General features: G+C 53.9%; 19 protein-coding genes. 10 read left to right on the top strand and 9 right to left on the bottom strand.

The features are described 5' to 3' along the window. Nucleotides 1-19: 19 nt before the first annotated feature. Genes ACA062_RS28850 through ACA062_RS28835 form a run of 4 tightly spaced genes read left to right on the top strand, consistent with a single transcriptional unit; the run spans nucleotide 20 to nucleotide 4,835 of the window. Nucleotides 20-1,279, top strand: a complete 1,260-nt coding sequence (locus ACA062_RS28850; protein WP_497454069.1) for an aromatic ring-hydroxylating oxygenase subunit alpha — start codon at nucleotides 20-22, stop codon at nucleotides 1,277-1,279. After that, nucleotides 1,276-2,316 (top strand): Ldh family oxidoreductase, encoded by a 1,041-nt coding sequence (locus ACA062_RS28845; protein WP_497454068.1) that lies wholly within the window; start codon nucleotides 1,276-1,278, stop codon nucleotides 2,314-2,316. The genes ACA062_RS28850 and ACA062_RS28845 overlap by 4 nt, the downstream gene beginning before the upstream one ends. Further along, nucleotides 2,313-3,830: an HAL/PAL/TAL family ammonia-lyase gene (locus tag ACA062_RS28840; RefSeq protein WP_497454067.1), complete on the top strand. Its 1,518-nt coding sequence runs from the start codon at nucleotides 2,313-2,315 to the stop codon at nucleotides 3,828-3,830. The genes ACA062_RS28845 and ACA062_RS28840 overlap by 4 nt, the downstream gene beginning before the upstream one ends. A 51-nt stretch (nucleotides 3,831-3,881) precedes the next feature. Continuing rightward, nucleotides 3,882-4,835 carry a PDR/VanB family oxidoreductase gene (locus ACA062_RS28835; protein ID WP_497454066.1) on the top strand — a complete coding sequence of 318 codons (954 nt, stop codon included), beginning with the start codon at nucleotides 3,882-3,884 and terminating at the stop codon, nucleotides 4,833-4,835. Between the two features lie 364 nt (nucleotides 4,836-5,199). Here the strand turns inward: ACA062_RS28835 and ACA062_RS28830 are convergent, their stop codons facing one another. Further along, nucleotides 5,200-5,379: a hypothetical protein gene (locus tag ACA062_RS28830; RefSeq protein WP_497454065.1), complete on the bottom strand. Its 180-nt coding sequence runs from the start codon at nucleotides 5,377-5,379 to the stop codon at nucleotides 5,200-5,202. A gap of 534 nt (nucleotides 5,380-5,913) precedes the next feature. Here ACA062_RS28830 and ACA062_RS28825 point away from each other — a divergent pair. Beyond that, nucleotides 5,914-6,246, top strand: a complete 333-nt coding sequence (locus tag ACA062_RS28825; RefSeq protein ID WP_497454064.1) for a hypothetical protein — start codon at nucleotides 5,914-5,916, stop codon at nucleotides 6,244-6,246. Between the two features lie 91 nt (nucleotides 6,247-6,337). On the opposite strand, the gene ACA062_RS28820 is transcribed toward ACA062_RS28825, so the two are convergent. Beyond that, nucleotides 6,338-6,514: a hypothetical protein gene (locus ACA062_RS28820; RefSeq protein WP_497454063.1), complete on the bottom strand. Its 177-nt coding sequence runs from the start codon at nucleotides 6,512-6,514 to the stop codon at nucleotides 6,338-6,340. Between the two features lie 311 nt (nucleotides 6,515-6,825). Between ACA062_RS28820 and ACA062_RS28815 the strand changes: the two genes are divergently transcribed. Continuing rightward, nucleotides 6,826-6,993 (top strand): CPCC family cysteine-rich protein, encoded by a 168-nt coding sequence (locus tag ACA062_RS28815; RefSeq protein WP_497454062.1) that lies wholly within the window; start codon nucleotides 6,826-6,828, stop codon nucleotides 6,991-6,993. Between the two features lie 560 nt (nucleotides 6,994-7,553). Here the strand turns inward: ACA062_RS28815 and pyk are convergent. The 7 genes from pyk to ACA062_RS28780 all read right to left on the bottom strand — a co-directional run bounded on the left by pyk (nucleotide 7,554) and on the right by ACA062_RS28780 (nucleotide 16,104). Further along, nucleotides 7,554-8,999: a pyruvate kinase gene (pyk, locus tag ACA062_RS28810; protein ID WP_497454061.1), complete on the bottom strand. Its 1,446-nt coding sequence runs from the start codon at nucleotides 8,997-8,999 to the stop codon at nucleotides 7,554-7,556. Nucleotides 9,000-9,328: 329 nt separating this feature from the next. Next, nucleotides 9,329-10,450, bottom strand: a complete 1,122-nt coding sequence (locus tag ACA062_RS28805) for a tyramine oxidase subunit B (RefSeq protein WP_497454060.1) — start codon at nucleotides 10,448-10,450, stop codon at nucleotides 9,329-9,331. 34 nt (nucleotides 10,451-10,484) lie between these two features. Then, complete coding sequence (eno, locus tag ACA062_RS28800) at nucleotides 10,485-11,759, bottom strand: phosphopyruvate hydratase (protein ID WP_497454059.1); 1,275 nt, start codon at nucleotides 11,757-11,759, stop codon at nucleotides 10,485-10,487. Between the two features lies 1 nt (nucleotide 11,760). Next, nucleotides 11,761-13,167, bottom strand: coding sequence for a glycerate kinase type-2 family protein (locus tag ACA062_RS28795; RefSeq protein WP_497454058.1), 1,407 nt, complete (start codon nucleotides 13,165-13,167; stop codon nucleotides 11,761-11,763). 286 nt (nucleotides 13,168-13,453) lie between these two features. Then, complete coding sequence (locus ACA062_RS28790; RefSeq protein ID WP_497454057.1) at nucleotides 13,454-14,158, bottom strand: GntR family transcriptional regulator; 705 nt, start codon at nucleotides 14,156-14,158, stop codon at nucleotides 13,454-13,456. A 508-nt stretch (nucleotides 14,159-14,666) separates the two neighbouring features. After that, nucleotides 14,667-15,758, bottom strand: coding sequence for a D-alanine--D-alanine ligase family protein (locus ACA062_RS28785; RefSeq protein WP_497454056.1), 1,092 nt, complete (start codon nucleotides 15,756-15,758; stop codon nucleotides 14,667-14,669). A gap of 58 nt (nucleotides 15,759-15,816) precedes the next feature. Beyond that, complete coding sequence (locus tag ACA062_RS28780) at nucleotides 15,817-16,104, bottom strand: hypothetical protein (protein WP_497454055.1); 288 nt, start codon at nucleotides 16,102-16,104, stop codon at nucleotides 15,817-15,819. A 410-nt stretch (nucleotides 16,105-16,514) separates the two neighbouring features. Here ACA062_RS28780 and ACA062_RS28775 point away from each other — a divergent pair, with 410 nt between their 5' ends. The 4 genes from ACA062_RS28775 (at nucleotide 16,515) to ACA062_RS28760 (ending at nucleotide 19,767) form a co-directional block, all read left to right on the top strand. Further along, the gene (locus tag ACA062_RS28775; protein WP_497454054.1) at nucleotides 16,515-17,006 is read left to right on the top strand and encodes a DUF4147 domain-containing protein; all 492 of its coding nucleotides are present in this window, start codon (nucleotides 16,515-16,517) and stop codon (nucleotides 17,004-17,006) included. Nucleotides 17,007-17,302: 296 nt separating this feature from the next. Continuing rightward, nucleotides 17,303-18,001 (top strand): haloacid dehalogenase type II, encoded by a 699-nt coding sequence (locus tag ACA062_RS28770; RefSeq protein WP_497454053.1) that lies wholly within the window; start codon nucleotides 17,303-17,305, stop codon nucleotides 17,999-18,001. Further along, nucleotides 18,001-18,438 carry a RidA family protein gene (locus ACA062_RS28765; protein WP_497454052.1) on the top strand — a complete coding sequence of 146 codons (438 nt, stop codon included), beginning with the start codon at nucleotides 18,001-18,003 and terminating at the stop codon, nucleotides 18,436-18,438. The genes ACA062_RS28770 and ACA062_RS28765 overlap by 1 nt, the downstream gene beginning before the upstream one ends. Before the next feature lie 36 nt (nucleotides 18,439-18,474). Beyond that, nucleotides 18,475-19,767, top strand: coding sequence for an NAD(P)/FAD-dependent oxidoreductase (locus ACA062_RS28760; RefSeq protein ID WP_497454051.1), 1,293 nt, complete (start codon nucleotides 18,475-18,477; stop codon nucleotides 19,765-19,767). Nucleotides 19,768-19,785: the final 18 nt, after the last annotated feature.

Genomic DNA, 19,785 nt, shown 5'->3' with positions numbered 1-19,785 from the left:
CTTTTTTGGAGGCAAAGCCATGAATCAGAATGTAATCGATCATGCCTACGCGCTGTTGTCCAAGCGGCGCCAGGACTGGGGGCTGGACCAGCCCTTTTATGTGGATCAGGATTTTTTCGAACTGGAAATGCAGTTGTTTTTTCGCCGTCAGTGGCTGTTCGCGGCCATGACCTGCGAAATCCCCAAGCACGGTGACTGGCTGCGGGTGGACGTGGGGCGTGACTCGGTGATTGTCATTCGTGGCCAGGACGGCGAAGTCAATGCGTTCCATAACACCTGTCGCCATCGTGGCTCGCGGATTTGTCTGGAGGAGCGCGGCAGCACCAAGCGGCTGGTCTGCCCGTATCACCAATGGTCATACGACCTGCAAGGACAACTGACCGGTACACGCTTGATGGGCGATGACTTCGATCGTGCCGACTTCCAGCTGACACAGGTAGGGGTAGGGGTTGTCGGTGGCTATATCTTCATTAATTTCGCGGATGAGCCGAACGACTTCGAACCGTTTCGCCAGGACGTCGAACCCTATCTGCTGCCTCATGGACTGGACGATGCCAAGGTGGCCTACACCCAGACACTGGTGGAAAAGGCCAATTGGAAACTGGTGATTGAGAACAACCGCGAGTGCTATCACTGCGTGGGTTCACACCCGGAACTTATGCACATCATCACCGAGTTCGACGATCCGAATGACCCGCGCATCAAGCCGGAATACAAAGCGTTGGTCGAACGCAAGGCGGCGGACTGGGACCGACTGGGCATTCCGCATGCCCACACCCAAGGCAGCGAGCGTTACCGCGCGGTACGCCTACCGTTCACCGATGGTCGTGTGTCGATGACCGTGGATGGGAAATCGGGGTGCTCGCGCTTGTTGGGAAACTTGACGGATCCCGACTTGGGCTCGGTACGCCTGATGAGCCTGCCCAACACATGGAACCATATTCAGGCGGACCACGCGGTGACCTTCCGAGTATTGCCGATCGGACCGGAAGAAACCTTGGTGACCACCCACTGGCTGGTACACAAGGACGCTCAGGAGGGCGTGGATTATCAGGTCGACCGGCTCAAGGAGATCTGGGCCGCCACCAATGACCAAGATCGCTTTCTGGCGGAAAACAATCAACTGGGGATTCGCGGCAGCGCCTATCGCCCCGGCCCGTACTCCGAGTTTATCGAAGGCGGCACCCGCGACTTCATCCGCTGGTACGCCGATCAAATGCTTGCCGAGCTGGCACCGCTGGCTCAAACCCAACTTATTCATCGGGAGACCGTCGCATGACCGCCACTCTTATTGTCAGCCTGGCCGAAATTGAAAAACGCGCCGCCAGCGCGCTGGTGGCCAGCCATGTCAGCCCCGAGAATGCTCGGGCCGTGGCGCGCTCGATTGCGTTTGCCGAGCGTGATGGTCAGCAGATTGTGGGCTTGTCTTATTTACCGACCTATTGCGACCACGCCGCTTGCGGCAAGGTCGATGGTGCAGCGCGACCAAGCGCTGAGGTGCTGGCTCCTTCATTGATCCGCGTCGATGCGTGCACCGGATTCGCCCACCCGGCGTTGGCCCTGGGTCTGCCGTTGCTGGTTGAGGCCGCACGGCGCCAAGGCATGGCGGCGCTTGCGGTGGGGCAGTCTTACGCGTGTGGTTCGCTGGGTTATTTTGTCGAAGAACTGGCAGAGCAAGGGCTGGTCGCCTTGATGGTTGCCAATGCCTCGCCTTCGATAGCGCCCCATGGCGGCAAGACTGCGTTTTTTGGCACCAACCCGTTGGCATTTGCGACCCCGCGGGCAGGGCGGCCGCCGCTGGTGATTGATCAATCCTCAAGTGTGGTGGCTAAGGTGGCGGTGATCGATGCGCACCGTCGTGGCATCGCGTTGCCGGCAGGTTGGGCGCTGGACGTCGACGGTCAGCCGACCACCGATGCTGACGCGGCAATGGCCGGCAGCCTGAGCCCGATTGGTGGCTACAAAGGCGCCGGCCTGGCCTTGCTGATCGACATCCTTGCCGGTGGCTTGAGCGGTTCCAACTTTTCGTTTGAGGCGTCTTCTTTCGGAGATTGCGAAGGTGGGCCACCTCGAACCGGGCAACTGCTCATCGCTTTCGATCCCGCAGCTTTTGGCGGGGCGGCATTCGTGGCGCGGATTGAAGCGCTGTTCGGCGCGCTACAAGCCGAACCGCAAGTACGCCTGCCTGGTGATCGCCGACTTCAGGCACGCCAAGGCAATGAGAACGGTATCGAAGTGCCCCTGGAACTCTGGGATTTGATCGGACGGTATGCCGATCAAGGACCACCCGTTGCGCGCGCCGGAGGTGCCCAATGAGCCTGGTTCTGCTTGACCAAACCTTGAGTGCCGCGCAAGTGGCCGAAGTGGCCATTAAACAAGCGGTATTGGAATTGTCGAACGCCGCAAAAGCGCGCATTGCAAACGCCCACTCCATCGTGCGAAGCGTGGTGGATAACAACCTGCGTGCCTACGGCGTCAACACCGGGGTCGGTGCACTGTCCGACACGGTGGTGCCAAAGGCGCAGCAAAGCGCCTTGTCGCGCAACATTTTAATGAGTCATGCCGTGGGGGTTGGCAGGCCACTGGGCGTTAGCGAAACACGGGCGATTATGGCCGCCGCCGTCAACAACTATGCCCACGGTTATTCTGGATTGCGACTGGTGGTGGTCGAACGTCTGGTCATGCTGCTCAACGCCGGTTGCACCCCACAAGTTCCGCGTCACGGATCGGTGGGTTATATCAGTCACATGGCACACATCGGCTTACTGTTGATCGGACAGGGCCAGTGCCTGCTCGATGGCGTGCGGATGCCCGCTGCAGTTGCGCTGGATCGGCTGGGGATCAAACCACTGGTGCTGGAAGCGAAGGAGGGCTTGTGCTTGGTGAACGGTTCGCCCTGTGTCACGGGGCTCGGCAGTTTGTTGCTGGAGCGCACCCGACAACTGATGGACTGGGCTGACACCATTGCAGCGCTGAGCTTTGAAACCCAGCGCTGCCAGATCCGTGCATTGCATCCAGTGTCCATGGCGTTGCGCACATCACCCGGACTGATGCAGGTCAGTCAACGCTTGAACACATTGCTCGCCGGTTCCGGCATTTTACTTGCCGCCAACGGGCGCAAGACCCAAGACCCGTTGAGTCTGCGCAGCATTCCTCAAGTGCATGGTGCGGTGCGCGATGTGTGGGCCCAGGCGTTAACAGTGGTTGAGCGCGAATTAGCCAGTGTCACCGACAATCCGGTGGTGTGCGGCAGCCCTGAAGCGCCCGAGATTTACTCTCAGGCCCACGCAGTGGGCGCGGGAATTGGACTGGCCATGGATCAGATCGCCGTTGCGACGGCGCAATTGGGGGCTATTTGCGAACGTCGCATCGATCGCCTGGTGAATCCGTTGGTTAGTGGATTACCCCCATTCCTGGCGGGCAGCAGCGGTGTTGAGTCAGGGTTCATGATCGCGCAATACACGGCTGCGTCATTGGTGGCACAAAACCGCCGTCTCGCGGCGCCCGCCAGTCTCGATGGTGGCGTCACCTCCGGATTACAAGAAGACATCTTGTGCCATGCGACACCGGCTGCGTTGAAAGCCCACGAGATACTCGACAACCTTGAAAATCTTTTGGCCATTGAACTGTTGGCCGCTTGCCAGTGTTACGACTTGTTGGAGGCAGACCTGAAACCGGCACCCCTGACGCTGGCGATTTATCATGCGGTACGCACGCGCGTGACGCGTTATGCCGATGACCGTCCGCTGGGCGAAGACATTGCCGCGCTCAGTCGACTCATTGCGCGCTATGCACCCGACGACACGCTTTTTCTTTGCAGGGTGCAATGAACACCAGTGAGTGGGGCTCGCGGCAGGGTAACTAGATAACGGTGCATAATCATGTTTGAAGTAATCGTCGTACAAAAGCGCAACGAGGCCGAAGGCGTTTGCAGCTTTGAGCTGTGTCGTGAGGACGGGCAACCCTTGCCGGTCTTCACGGCGGGCGCACACATCGATGTGCGAGTGAACGCGGATATCACTCGCCAATATTCCCTGTGCAACAGCCCCTTGGAGCGCGATCGCTATTTGATTGCCGTGTTATACGAACCGCAGTCGCGAGGCGGGTCACGAGGCATGCACGAAAATATTGGCGTCGGTGTTCGATTGTCCATCAGTGCGCCGAAAAATCACTTTCCGTTAAAAGTAGGGGCTCGCAGATCGGTATTGCTGGGTGGCGGTATCGGTATTACGCCAATGCTCGCGATGGCCTTTCAACTCGCCCACGAAGGTAGCGAGTTTGTACTGCACTACTGCGTGCGTGAGCCGCAACGCGCGGCATTTCTTCAACACATTGCTGCGTCTGGTTTTGCCGATTATGTGCGCCTACATTTTGACAGTGGCGAGCGGGAACAATTGTTGGACGTGAATCATGTGTTGGCTGCGCCTTGTGCGGATACGCACCTCTATGTCTGCGGCCCGAAGGGTTTCATGGACTATGTAATAAACGCAGCGCATGGACTCGGTTGGCCGACTGAACAGATTCACCGTGAGTATTTTGCGGTGTCTAGCGTAGAGCACGATGTCGATCAGGCATTCGAAGTCGAGCTGGCAGAGTCAGGATTGGTCCTTCAAGTACCCGCGGACAAGAGCGTGCTCGACATACTGTGTGCCGTCGGTATCGAACTGCCTTCTTCTTGCAAGCAGGGCGTTTGCGGCGCCTGCTTGACGTCGGTTATCGAGGGCATCCCGGATCATCGGGATGTCTTCATGAGCGACAAAGAGCACGCGTTGAACGACCAATTCACGCCGTGTTGTTCCCGCTCGAAAACACGACGATTGGTATTGGCGCTTTAGCTAACCGTCATCCGGATTCACCTCGTCCCGGCTTTGCTATGAACGAGGTATAGCAAGCCGGAGGATATTGGGGTGACGCGGGAATCCTCATCTGACACACGACTAAGTCAGACTGCTATCAAAGATTTACCACGAGTACTCATATATGGACTGTTGGCAAAGCGGCGTAGGCCGCGACAGACCGCCTTTGCTTATTGTCATCCCGAGTGCGAACCTAACAAAAAGCAGGGCACTCCAAAATGTCTACCGTCCGAGCAATGCCCCCTTGCGGACCAAATGGAGGGGCATAAATGCCCTCGCAATCGGGAGTGTTCACCGTAAGTCACGCAAGCATCTGCTTTGAGAAGCAAGAACAACCATGACCTCATGGGCGCAAAGCCCTTGAGATCATCACGCGGTGGATATTTTCCAGCGAGGCCAGGGCATTCTGATGCTCCAGGTTTTCCCGATCACCGCGTACTGCGACATTGAAGACCTCCCGGTACAGCACGCGCAGTTCGCCTTCAGATTTTGCGGCCAGTTCAAAGATCGTTATCAGTTTCATTTCAAGTCTCCTACGTCTTTCGGCCACCCTTCGCGGCCTTGTCACGCTGTGCCAGCACAGGCGTCGGCCACGCAGCACCCCATCTGGGCCGTAACGCGAGAGAAGGAGTCATTTATGACTTGCGGCAGGAGGAGACGACGGCAGTGCTACAGCTCAAACCAAAGGGCGCGAGGTATGCCGTGAGGTCGAAAGAGAAATGAACGCTCTGGTAGCGACATCAGAACCGGGATAAATATTGGCAAAATCTGACGGCTGCTCCCGCAGACAGGGCTCTATGCGCTTGGTGTGCACCGGGCCAATGGAAAGCCTTGTCCCGGCTATCCCGCGACGATCCCTTTCGCTAAAGAAGGCAAAGCGACTCAAGGGCGCTGCCTCGGGCGCAACGAAAAGGTACTGTTTCGCCACGATGAGGGTTTTTCGACCTTGCGATGAGGCTTTTCATAGAAGTGAGGCCTTATGCCATCAATGCTTCGCCATTTTCTCAGGCGTCGCGTAACCTGCTCTGAAGTCATACAGGAATGAGGAAGGATACTTATGAGCAACGACTGGTTTAGCGAGCTTTTGAAGAAAATAAATGAGGCTGCCCCGAAGTCTATAAAAGATATTAATGCCCTTTACGATTACAAGGATGAGCATCCGAAAGGGCATAAAGACTCACAATTTATCGCGTGCGGACAGTGCAATGGATATAACGAACTCCAATATATATACGACAAAAAGTTAGAGCCTCATATTTTAAAAGGGGCCTTCACGGAATCTGCCGCTATTAAAGCATTGTCCGAGTGTTGTACTGAACTAAAAAATCCGAGAAGCAGAGAGAGCTTTTATAGAAGGCTTTCGCAAAAACTTTTGGTGATGATCAAATAACTATGTGACAAAAACTATAATCAGCCAAGGGTCACCTTCCATACGTTCGAGTGTGGGAGGTGACCCTTGAAAAAGTCCCTGATAAGGGCCATCAGTGCACGCTCTCATCCGATTTGAGCAGTTCAACAATCGCCTTATCCATTATTTCCGCGTTGAACCTCAGATCGCCAACACGAACCCTAAGCTTCATCGCCGTCTCTGTTGCGCCTTCCTTTTCCAGCCAGGCCGCGATCTCCTCGAAGGCCTCACCGATCATCATCTGATTCAATTGAAGGCTAGCCAGCGTAACCAGAAATAGTTTTGGGTGGGCCGTAGCTCATTCCTCAATGAGTGTGTTGGGCGCACAGAAAACAGAAAGCCCGCACACGGCGGGCTTTCTATCGAAGGGGCGCTAGTCCGTTAGCTGATAGGAGTGTAGGCCAATGAAGACAGGTTGCGGGAATCTCGACGGATTTTTTCGGTTTGTATGCAGCGATGAGCGGCTAAGACGCTGCTACGCTTGATCCATGCGCATGGGGAGACGATAGCTTGCGCTAAGGGCCTCAGCGGATGTGAGCCGGATGTCTGTCCCATGGATAGATGGCAATCGCCGCACGCAAAAGAGGGATCACCATGAGGCTGTTCCGCTCTCCTGGTGCCAACGGAATCAGCTTAAGTAAAACGAGGGAGAATTTCTTGCTGTATGGAGCCATAAAAAATGGTTTTATACAAAGCGTTCGCCCCCCTTCAGATGCCGAGGAACCGTAAACGATTCATAGAGGGCGGAATGATCAATGGCAGTCCAAATCAAAAGACTACAAAGAGCTAAAATGACATGAGCTTATCATTAATTCCATTTTCTTTTGTCTGCGAGCAGGTCGAAATTTTCTGGAGAGATGCGCTTTAGGGTTATGAACATAGTTTGTTTTCTTGGTCTTATATTGTTGAAATGGCTAACCACTTCAGCAAAAGCCGCATTGCCGCGAGAAGTCTCGCCAACCAAGGCGGGAACTCAGTAAAAGGTGCACCTGTCCAAGAATTTGGCAATACTTATGGCGTTAGCAAAATACTTAGCATGATGGCAGTCTGATTAACCATAATTACATCAGTGATAAGTTATATTTACATACCTCTGCAAGTCGGCCTTACTCGCGCCGGAGAGTTAGGAAAGTTTATTAAATCCTGCTAGGTGGAGCAAGAAGTAGAGGTCTACTCCTCGCTCAACATTTGAGCCTTAATTTCGTGACTCTAGTTGTGGGAAGATACGCTATAGCCAATCTAAGCGAGCCAAGATTTAAGGCTTGTAAAGTTTGCAGCTGTCGGTGAAATTAATTAACAATAACTTTCTCGCGCACCTTGACGATTTTCATCGAGTTGGTACCCCCTAGTGCCGCCCCAGGCTTACCTGATGTGACGACTATCAAATCACCCGGCTTTACAACTCCTCGGCTAATCAGTAAATTCTCGACGCCTGCAATCACTTCATCGTGATTAGTCCAGGACTCTGCGACGAGAGGTTCAACATTCTGGAACAGTGTCATCCAGCGGGCAGTTGCGACTGATCGAGTCAGTCCATAGATCGGAATAGAGGAGGTATGTCTGCTCATCCACAGTGGCGCAGCTCCAGACTCCGTCAAGGCAATAATAGCGGACGCCCGTAAGCGATAGGCAGCAAAGACGGCGCTGACTGCGGTTGCCTCATCGATCTTATCCAGATCTCGCATTAGAAGGTCGGTGTCGGGAAGACTGATCCGCAGCTTTATCGCCTCCTCGCAAATATTGACAATTGATTCAATGGTTTGCACTGGGTAACGGCCTGTGGCACTTTCAGCGGACAACATTACCGCATCGCTCCCGTCCAGTACGGCGTTGGCTACATCGGAGACTTCGGCGCGGGTTGGAATCGAATTGGTCACCATCGATTCCATCATTTGTGTCGCAGTAATGGTTAGACGATTAGAGGCCCTGGCCATCTTGATCATCATTTTTTGTAATGCAGGGACTGCGGCGAGACCGACCTCCACGCCTAGGTCACCACGTGCGACCATGATTCCATCAGAAGCCTCAATGATCTCTTGAAGTGCAGGAATGGCTTCAGCGCGTTCAATTTTCGCGATCAGTTTGGGGCGCGCAGTTTCGCTCTTGCAAAACTTTTCAACTAGTGCTCGCGCCTGCTCCATATCCGATGCAGCTTTAGGGAAGGAAACTGCAATTAGATCGGCTCCAAGCTCAAGGGCCACTTCAAGGTCGCTAATATCTTTCGACGTAAGCGCTGGTGCAGAGAGTCCGCCACCTTGTCGATTGATTCCCTTGTTATTTGACAGCTCACCGCCGATTCGTACCGTAGTGTGAATTTCGTTATCTGCAACAGATTGGACATTCAGTACGATTGCACCATCGTTCAGCACTAGAACGTCCCCGCTGGAAACCTCATCAACAAGTTGGGGGTAGTCCAACGACACACGCTCAACGCTGCCTGCGACGGGGTATGCGCACAGAATAAATTGGTCGCTTGGTTTAAGTGTTACTCGACCATCAGCAAACTTACCAACGCGAATTTTTGGCCCTTGAAGGTCAGCCATGATGGCGACCTCACGGCCTGCACACGCAGAGATTTCGCGAATCATAATTGCATTGCGACGATGATCATCAGCAGTGCCGTGTGAGAAATTCAAGCGAGCCACATCAAGGCCTGCAAGCAACATTTTTGAAAACACCTCGGGCGATGCGGACGCCGGCCCGATAGTAGCGACAATTTTTGTCTTACGGTGCATTGCGAAACCCCAAATTTTTTGTGGAAGTTAACTGCTCAACGCTAAGCACACGGCAAACCCTTGTAAAAATTTTAAGTTGCGATGGTGCAATATTTCATGTCGACACCAGGTAGATCTCCAAGATTTATCTATTAATCGTCTCTTGGCGACCGGCGCAGGCCATGCTTGGGTAAGAAATCAGGTTCGCATATAAACCATGCAAGCAAGAGAGTGGCGGCATGGGCCAATTTAGAAGGCTTGCAAGAACTTAAGGCTGATGCAGCAAAGTCTTGTTGAGAGGAGGGATGACTTTCAGGGAAATGCCGCAGTTTTAGCTGCGGCATTTATTCTCAACCCTGGTGAGGAATGTCCCAAAGATTTAGCTTAGTTCCAACACCTTTGGCTTGCGCGTTCTGCAGCACCTCGTAGCCCCAGCTGATGTCAAAGACAGACATGCCGCAGGCGATGAAAATGACGCGATCAGATGCACAGGTACGGCCAGCTTTTTTACCATTGACGACATCCCCCAGACCGGTGGATTCAGTCAGGATTGGTAGCTTGCCGGCGTCGATGAGCCGATACAGAGGGCCGCCAATCACGCCACTGTAGTAGCCTTCCTTGTTTCCCGAACCGATCGCGTCTTCCACGTAGGCTTCGTGCAGCTTCGTATGGTCATAGACAATGCGCGCGCTTGTCAGGAAGGATTCATCGGTATTGACCGGCCCCGAAACCAGGATGGTGGCACCAGCCTTGATCCATTCGTCCTTGAAGAATAGCGGCTTTAGACGGGAGGCAGCTACAGTAACGACATCAGCGTCACGGAAACCCGTTTCAGTGTCGTCCGTAGCGCTAGCCTTAATGTTATAGGTTTCGGTAATCCAGGCCGCCAGCTCATTGGCCTTATCGAGGAACAGATCGAAACATACGACCTCTTCAATGGACTTCAGCTTTGTAATTATTGACGAGAAGCAAGCTTTGTTGATCGGGCCACATCCGACAACAGACATTTTCTTGCTGTTGGGATTTGCCAGATGCTTGGCGCCCACACCTGGTACTGCGCCGGTGCGAGCAGCACTCAGCAGGTTGGCTGACATCAGCGCAAGCGGGGCGCCTGTATCCTTGTCATTCAGCATCATGGTCAAAATGGAACGCGGCAGGCCTTTTTCCATGTTGGCGTGGTTGGAGCCATACCATTTATTGCCACAGACATCGAATCGTCCACCCAAGTACCCTGGCATCGCAGCAAAGCGACGATCAGGCCCCGCCACAGGCATGTTGGGGAAATTCGTTTCCTTCGGGAAAACGATGTTCAAACCGTGACTGTTGTGGTTGGCCCCGCCCATGAGGTAGTCGCCTTTGCCCAAGAGGCCGAACGTTTCTTCACAAACGTCCACGCAACGTTCGGCATCCAGCACGCCAGCGGCAACCATGTCGGCTTCAGACAGATAAGTAAAATCGATTTTCGGGGACATACATTTCTCTCGTTGTTGTTAGAGGGGCCAGCGGTTAGAAGCGCAGCAGCGGTTTGATGTCAAAAAGGCGACAGCCTTTGTTGCGAGCGTTTGCGCGCATGAGGAAATTGAGTTTTTCGATGCGCTCGCCAGAGCGCGGGGCGCCGTTTTTCTGGAAAGGGACTTGCAAGCCCACGGAGAGATCCATCACGACATCATCGACAACCCCGCCGGAACGGCCCGAAGGCACAGCGATCATTCCGCGATCAGCCGCGAAGCGATAAGCGTCCAAGGACTCCGTGATAGTGCCGACCTGGTTTGGCTTGAGAACAAACCCATCAATCGCGTTCATGTCGTACGCTTTCTGGAGGAACTCCGTTTTCGTGACAGTCAGGTCATCACCTAGGATCAGTGTTCGCTGGAGCTCTACTTTGGCTTTCTGATAGCCGTCCCAATCATTCTCATCCAGCAAGTCTTCTACAAACACGAAATCAAACTTTTCGGTCAGCTGCTTTGTATAAGCGATCAATTCATCCGAGGAGACTCTCTTACCTTTTAACAGGTAAGTTTTGGTTTTCGAGTCGTAAAACTCGCTCGATGCACAATCCAATGCAAAAGCAATCGATCCGCTATAACCTGAACGAATAATCGCTTTCTGCATGAGCTCCAGAACTACTTCCGGATCATCGCTTGGAGCAGCATATCCATAGGAGCTGGCCACGCCTGGTTTATGACCGAGATGTTCGGTCAACACATCGTTGAGGTGCTGGAAAACCGCTACGGCCATTTCGATTGCATGGTCGACGCTCTCAGTTCCGTACGGGACGATGAGGAACTCATTGAACGATTGCGTAAAATCGCTGTATTTGCCGCCATTCACCACGTTGAAGCAGGGAACTGGAATAGTCTCGATTGGGCCACCAGCGATGTGGTTATAGAGCGGAATACGTTGAGCGTCTGCTGCCGCACGAAAAGCCGCAATCGAGGTAGAATAGATCGCGTTACCGCCCAGCGCATGCTTGTCCGAGGTGCCATCCAAGTTGATCATCACCTGATCAATCGCACGCTGGTCATTGACGTCCAAACCAATGATTGCTGGGCCGATCACATTGATGACTGCATCGACGGCTTTATGCACAGTCAAACCACCGTAAGACGAAATATCGCCATCACGTAGAACGAATGCTTCATGCATGCCTACCGACGTCCCGGTCGGCGCGGCGCCGCGTCCAACAGCACCACTCTCCGTGCGAATTTCTACTTCAACAGCAGGTCGGCACTTACAATCGATTATCTGCTGTGCATTGACGGAGACAATTTTATCGGCCATCTCAGTTACCCCCTACGGCTGGCACATAAACAATGTTGAGATCGCACAGATTGGTACCCGTGTTACCGGTGAAGATCGCAGAGCCAATGGCCTCTAGCGCTTCGAAAGTGCTATGTTCCCGAAGAGCTTGATAGAGGTTGATCCCTTGAGCCGTTGCCGCTTTGAGGCTCTGCGAGTCAGTGATGCCCCCGGCGACTTTGGTTGTGCCATCCGTGCCTTCACTGTCGATGGAAAGCAGGCAAGCGCCGGGCGTCTTCGCTGCCGCAATAGCAAATCCGACCGACATTTCTTGGCCAGGCCCGCCGTGGCCCTTGATGACCGAGTTGTCCAGAATCTGCGTCGTCACCTCGCCCGAGCTGAGCAGCACGCAGGGCGGCTTAATTGGATTACCGTAGGCCTGGATTTCACGCGCCATCGATGCCATGAAGGTACCGGCATCTCGGCTTTCACCTTCAAGGAAGGAAGAAACTATTAACGCAGAAATTCCCATTGCCTCACATGCTTCCTTGGCGTAGATGCAGGAGTCCGGCAAGGTATTGAGTAGGTAATAGGTATTGTTTGGAAACGCCTTGGGGGTCTCACCCTCGGGGCCGACGGTGTTCAGATAATTGACGATGCTTTGGGGCATCTTGTCGGCCAGGTTGAAATTGACGATGGTCGCTCGGGCATCATCTAGGGTCGTGGCATCCGGCCCGATAGGCGTACTTTTATATGCCTTGTAGGGTTGAGCAATATCGCCGGTGGCAGGGGTGCCTACAGCGTCACTGATGCCAATACCAATCAGCTCTGCGCCGATATCCTGGATGCGCTTGGCCAGCATGCCGCCGTTCAGCGCGGAGATATGCCGCCTTACCGCATTGATTTCATAAATGCCGGCACCCGACTTGAGCATGACATTGGTTGCATCGATCTCATCCTGCAGGCTGATCCCTTCACGTGGGCATGACATTAACGCAGAGCTACCACCGCTGATGACCGCGATGAACAGGTCATCCTTGTCCGCCTGCTCGACGATCTTGATGATTTCCTGTGAGGCCTGGTGTCCCTCTTCATTGGGTAGCGGGTGACCGCCGACATAAACATCAGTTTTGTTGAAGCGGTCAGACGCTTCGTGAATCTTGACGATGGCAATACCGCGAGTGAGGCGATCACCTAGCACATGGTCAACGGCCATCGCCATGTGATTACAGGCTTTGCCAGCCCCAAGGAGGTAAATGTTCCTTTTTTTGGTGAGATCCCAGCTTTTCGTGCCTACATGTAATACGTCACCTTCCAGCCGCATGATGCTGCGAATGCGTTCATAGCTATCCAGGCGAACAAGAGTCTTGTCGGCGATCTCAAGCACGATCTGGCGAGAGCTGATATCGCCACACTCAAGCAAATCCCTGTAATTTCGGATCTTTTTCATTTCAGTTCCTGCGTTCAGTAGTACCGGTTTTTATTTACTCACCGCCTGATTGTCGATTGTCCAACAATACGGTTAGGCGAATTTTTTTATGATCCCTTGAACATCCTTACTCAACATCTTGCATCAGCATGAATCGACACTTGGCACATTGTCGATTGTCCAACAATGATTTTATGCAAATTTTTTTGGGCTAGAAGTCAGACATTCACAGTCCGACATTCATGCCCATTATTAAGCGACCATGCATTAGAAAACAGTCGCCGCCTGACGATGTAGCGCTGTGTTTCTAAGGCACCATATGACTTATTGCTTTCAAATGCTCAACCAATATGACCCCTTCGGTCTCATTGTGCTGCATCGCTGAGTTCATAGCTGCTTGCACATCTTTCGCTTCGATCGCCTCAATCAAAGGCAGATGCTGAGATATGATTGTCGTACCATCTGAAACCAGTGCATCGCTAGATCGTATGTAAATCGAAATTTGGGGTTGAATACGGGAGTACTGGTCAATCAAGCGTGAATGCTTGGTGACATCAATAATTGTCTTGTGCAGCGCCATATCAGCGCTGGCGATTGCACGGTTATCACCCTCTAGGCATGCGATCTTGAGGGCGTCGACGGATTTACTGATTGTTGTAAAAGTAAATCCCGAAATCCCTTCCTGCTGAACCCGCAGTGTTGCAATTCTGGAGGCCAGCGCTTCAAGACTTCCACGAAGCGTGTAAAGTTCCCAAGCATCCTCGGGACTCATGCTCATGACCGACCACCCAGTATAAGGCGTTTGAATCACCAGGCCTTCCTGCACCATCTGATGGAAAGCGGCGCGGATGGTACCCCTCGATACGCCTAGCTGTTCGGAAGAACTGATCTCAGTCAGACGCGCGCCCAGCGGAATAGCGCCAGAAATGATCGCTTCACGAAGCAAATCGGCAGCTTTGACTTCCGTGCTTCGCTTTTGGACTTTAGGGATATTGATTATGTTCGTTTTCATGGGGCCATTTATAGCAAGGACACAATCGGATTGTCAAACAATCTACAATCTACACTGCAGCTAAACCTGTCGACCGATAGGGCTGCATTCTGATAGCCCGCGTGGTAAAGCAACGTTGTACAGAACGAATCTGACGTTTGACAGCTTTGCGAAGGGGCTTGTCGATCGCTTCGGACAGGCCCTGCCCGAACGCTGGCGGCCGCGGCCCGACTACGACATCACCACCCACTATGAGCGCGATTACAGCCACTTTCTGTATGAAGTACACCGGCACTGTTTGGTACCAAAGCCGATCTGCGTGCGATAGGACCGAAAGCATTCGAACGTAGCCACTTACTCGGCGCGCTTGCCCGTGGAAGGATGGCTAGACCCCACCGTCGCCCAATGGGGCGGTGACCGCTTCTGGCAAAAAGTCCCTCCACGAAGGCAAGAAAACCCTGTTGTTCCCTCTGCCCTCTATTTGGCTGTCTGTCTCAGTGGAAAGCCCTAGTCCCCATAAGAATCTTCATTATGGTTCTCTGGTTACCTGTTTTTCTGGTAATGCACAGTCAGCATCGGGGGAGGCAAGTACCGTATAGCGGCCACTAGCCATGCGGATCTGCCCCAACAAGATTTGTCGCTGGAGAAATGTTCGAATGTCGATATTGGCCGCTGCTAGCTCTTTCGGGAGCAATGACGCGCTAGTCATACCAGGCAGTGTATTGATCTCCAGAAAGATGATCTCTGCATCGCGAACAATAAAGTCGCTTCTTGAGTATCCTTCGGCAGCGACCGCTTGATGGGCCGCAATTGCGTGGGCCTTCAGCGAACCTACGATTTTAGAGGACAGAGTAGAGGGACAGAGTTTCTCGACAAACGGGTTCAGATATTTGGATTCGAAGTCGAAGTCGGTGGCGATTGGCAAACGAATTTCTATCGGTTCGAGTGCGACAAGGCCATCGTGTTCAATCACGCCTACGGTTGCTTCGATTCCGGTAAGCAGGGGTTCGATCATATAGGGCAACTCAGGGAGCTTCTTGAGGAAGCTTTCCCACTGATCCGGTGATCGGATCATGAACAGTCCGTGGCTGGAACCATCGCTAACGGGCTTCGCTACTACTCCGCCACATTCATTTAACCAGTAGCGACCCCATGCCTCGACCCTGGCCCCATCATCAGGCAGAACCAGATGAGGCAGTGTAGGAACACCGTAAGATTCTGCAACCGTTTTTGTCGCGAGCTTGTTGAAGGCGAGACGGGAAGCATAGCTACCCGACCCGGTGAACGCTACACCTGTCTCCTCGCACAGTAATGCCAACGTACCATCTTCACCATCTACTCCGTGCAAGGCCAACAGCAGCGTCAAATGACGCTGCCTAGCTTGATGAAGGGCGTCGACGATGTCGACTGCAAAAGGCTGACGGTGCTCGTCGGGCTCCATTGGGTTAGTGAAAGGGGTCGTATGTGTGAGTAACCGTGATCTGTCCATCAATTGAACGCGGCGGTCAGGCAACCAGTACCAGAGTTCCGCCTCCGGCAAATGAGTGGACATATGTTGAGCGCTTGCCACAGACACCTTGCATTCTGAACCTGCACCACCAAACAGAATTGCAACTTTCATAAACTCTTCCCAATAACGTCGCTCGCAAAGAAAAGCCGGAAACCTCCGGGCTCCTTTTTTACTTCAGCAGTTTCGCAAGTACCACTTCGGTCTCGGTAATGAGGCGCGTTGCATCCTTTTCCGAAAAGACCAGCGGTGGACGGATCTTCAGGGTGTTGGCCGCAAAACCGGTGGCAGAAATCAGCACGCGGCGCTCGCGCAGCCCATTGACGATCGCTGTCGTGAGGGCTGCATCAGGTGTTTTGGTTTCGCGGTCGCGGACCTCTTGAAAGCGTTCAGAGGTTCCGCAGGTACCGGCGCCCAGGATGAAATGGTCGATCGTTGGAACGCGGCTGGAGCCACTCATGAAATGTATCCCTTTGGTATTGGGTGTACACGACGGACTCCCACCTTCGCGGTGCAAGCCGGAACGGTTTCAGCATACGGAGCTGGATGATTGTCGACAATAATCAATTATAAAAATTTTAAAAATAATTTCCTATTTTCTCGAGGTTGAGCGGCATGAAAATCACATTATTTCTGTTTTATCCCTTATAAAACAATAGCTTAATATATTTTTTCCGGCGGAGAAAAGAGTCGAAACCGATCTTGCAAAATTGTCGACAATAAACAATAATCGGCTCAGATGGTTTGGAGGTTGAGCGCTGACGGTGCTCAAAGCGATGTTGAGCCATGTCGCGAAAACGGATGGAGTACGAAATCCGCCGGCCGCGTTAAACAACCAGCAATGACAGCAACAAAAATGGGTGCGAGGCGATGGGTTGCATAAAGAATAAAGAGGCATTGCTTGCCAGAGGCGAGACCGCATTACGGCTCCTCGCACTGGACATCGCCGAGGCAGGCATTGCCTACGCAGATCCCGGGAACGCATTGCGCCGACAAGTCTCGATGGAAGGCTATGCCCTGTTCATGGAAGGGCGCTTCTACGGGGGTGAAGAGGGCAGCAGGATTTTTGTGGTCGGCGCCTGCAAGGCGAGTTTTCCAATTGCCAAGGCGCTCGATGAATTGCTCGGCGAGCGCATGCACAAGGGCGAAGTCACATGCAGATACGGTCAAGAAGGTGCCCTCAAACACATCGAGTTGCGTCTGGCCAGTCACCCGATTCCGGATGAGGCTTTGCTCGAAGCTGCGGCGGCAACTGTTGAGTTGCTGCGTGAAGTTCGCGCCGGTGACATCGTGTTGAGTTGTTTCACGGGTGGCTCGTCATCGCTGTTTGTCTCGCCAGTGGGTTTGGCCATCGCGCCCTGATCCTCCACGATGTAACCCCGGCGTTGGAGCGCATTTTTCATGCGGTTAAAACGGACGCGACAGGGGCCAACGTCAGCGATTTGAAACTCGTTCTGGTGATAAGTCCTGTCTGAGATTTTTCAGGGCCCTCATGGATGGCTTTACTAATCCAGACACCCGGATCCTCTCCTGAGGAAACGGGGGGTAAGGGGGGCTGCCCGAGATTTGCCCGAACAGTCGAGCGTCAAGCAAAGCACGTCTTGGGCTCGAAGCATTTTCGGCGAAAACAGTGCGGTATTTTTTGAGGAGAAGATGAAATGCTTAACGGTCAAAAACCAACCTGGTTGACGTTTGATTGCTACGGAACCCTGATCCAGTGGGACGAGGGTGTCAGCGCGGCGCTCACGGAAATCCTCGAAAAGCGCGGTCGTACCGACATCGCGATCAAGGACATCATCGCCTGGCATGACGACCGGGAACATGAGCTCGAGCAATCAGCGCCATTCATGAAGTTTCGCAAGATTGTCTCCATGAGTTTTATCGAGGCGATGGCGCATTTCGGTGTAACGACCGACTCAACCGACTTCGAAATCCTGCTAACGCGAATTTCGGCAATGCCGCCTTTTCCCGAGGTTGTTACGGCCTTGGCGGAACTCAAGTCGATGGGCTTCAAGCTGTGCATTGTCTCTAACACAGAGGACTCGGTGATCGCCGGCAACGTCGCGCAGTTGGGTGGCGCGATCGACCGTGTCATCACCGCCGAGCAGGCGCAGGCGTACAAGCCGAATCCACAGCTTTTCAATCATGCATACCGCGAACTGGGCATCGACAAAAACGAAGTCGTGCACATCTGCGCTTCACCGTTGCTCGACCTCACGGCTGCCCGAGATATCGGTTTTCGCTGCGTCTGGATTGATCGCGGCACCGGGCGCAAGGCGCCGCACGATTATACGCCCAACGCGGTACTTCCTGACCTTTCACAGGTTCCCAAGTTGTTCAAGTCGTTGGGTTGGTAATGACATTGCAAACGTTTGATGAAAACCACACTGGAGGCAACATGTTTACTCGTTTGAACTATTCCGATCGCCCGGCTCCCGCTACTCAGTTTTCGGAAGCAGCCCTGGTCGAACGCGGTACCCGGCTGCTGATCACCTCGGGTCAGGTCGGTGTTGGCCCGGACGGCCGCCTCGCCGAAACCGCGCAGGAGCAAATCGAAATCACTTGGCAGAACATCCTGCAATTGCTCAAGGAAGCGGGCACATCGCCGGAACATATCGTCAAGGCGACCACATATCTGACCAGCACCGATGACATCGGTATCTATCGGACAATTCGAAACAAATACATCCCTACGGTGCGCGCCTGTTCCACCCTGGTCATCGTGCCGGCACTTGCAGACCCGGGCTACAAAGTCGAAGTGGAATTGATCGTGGCGGTTCCCGATAAAGCATGACAACGGCTATCCCTCGCGCAGACATGGTGTAGAAAAATGAACAAGAAAATGCTCCATTCGGTACTTCAACCACTGGACGTGACGGCCTGGACAGCAACGGCGGAGAGTGCGCCGTTGCTACAGCCGTTACGTGAAGACATCGCAGTGGATGTCGCCATTGTCGGCGCGGGTTTCACAGGTTTGTCCGCCGCGATTGAGCTGGCCTCCCAAGGATTGACGGTCGCAGTACTAGAGGCCGGCCTGGTAGGCGACGGTGCGTCGGGTCGCAATGGTGGACAAATCAATCCGGGACTCAAACTTGACCCGCATGTCGTTCTCGCCAAGCACGGTGACATTGCGGAGCATGCGCTCGATTTCGCCGGCAAAGCCCCGGACAAGGTGTTTGATATCGTCGCCCGGTATGACATCCAATGCCATATCAAACGCACTGGCTGGCTGATGCCGGCGCATCGCGAAAGTGCCGAGGCGGACCTGGCGCGTCGCGCCGAAGGCTGGATTCGCCGAGGCGTCAAGGTGCGCACACTCGACCGTGTACAAACCTGCCGAATTACCGGTAGCCGGGCGTATACCGGGGCAATCATCGATCCTCGGGGCGGGAACCTGCAGCCATTGAGTTATGTTCGCGGCTTGGCGCGTGCAGCCCTCAGCGAAGGTGCCCAGCTCTATGACAATACTCGCGTCCAGGACCTGAGAAAGGATTCTGGCAAATGGGTACTGACGACCCCTTGGGGGAAAGTTCGCGCCCCTCAGGTCATTCTCGCCACCAACGGTTATACCGATGGTCTCTGGCCAGGCCTCAAGCAGACCATCATTCCGATTCATTCTTTCCAGATTGCAACGGTTCCGTTGGAGGCCTCCCTCGCCGCATCGATCCTGCCTGAAGGGCACCATGCGGCGGATACACGCCATCTCATTCAATATTTCCGAAAGGACCCGGCGGGACGTTTTTTCATGGGCGGCGAAGGCAAGTCCGGCGGTCCCAAGACCGCTGAAGATTTCTCTCATTTGTACCGGTCGATGCAGGCGACATACCCGCAGCTCCAGGGTATGCCTATCGAGTACGCCTGGTCAGGTCGCCTGGCCGTTACGCCGGATTATCTGCCGCACGTGCATGAGCCCGCGCCGGGCATCAGTGCGGTGCTTGGCTGCCAGGGGCGCGGCATCGCAATGATGACGGCGATGGGACAGTCCATCGCGGCTCACCTGCTTGATCGCACTTCGGAACTGGGTTTACCGGTAACCCGGCTCAAGCGTATTCCGTTCCATGGCCTGAATCAGCTCTATGCCTCTGTTGCGTCGAGTTACTTCCGGATGATGGACGTGAATTGATGGAGGCAATTTGCGGCG

The organism is Pseudomonas sp. LBUM1679 (genome assembly GCF_059695565.1).
This window is presented reverse-complemented; position numbering and strand designations above follow the sequence as displayed.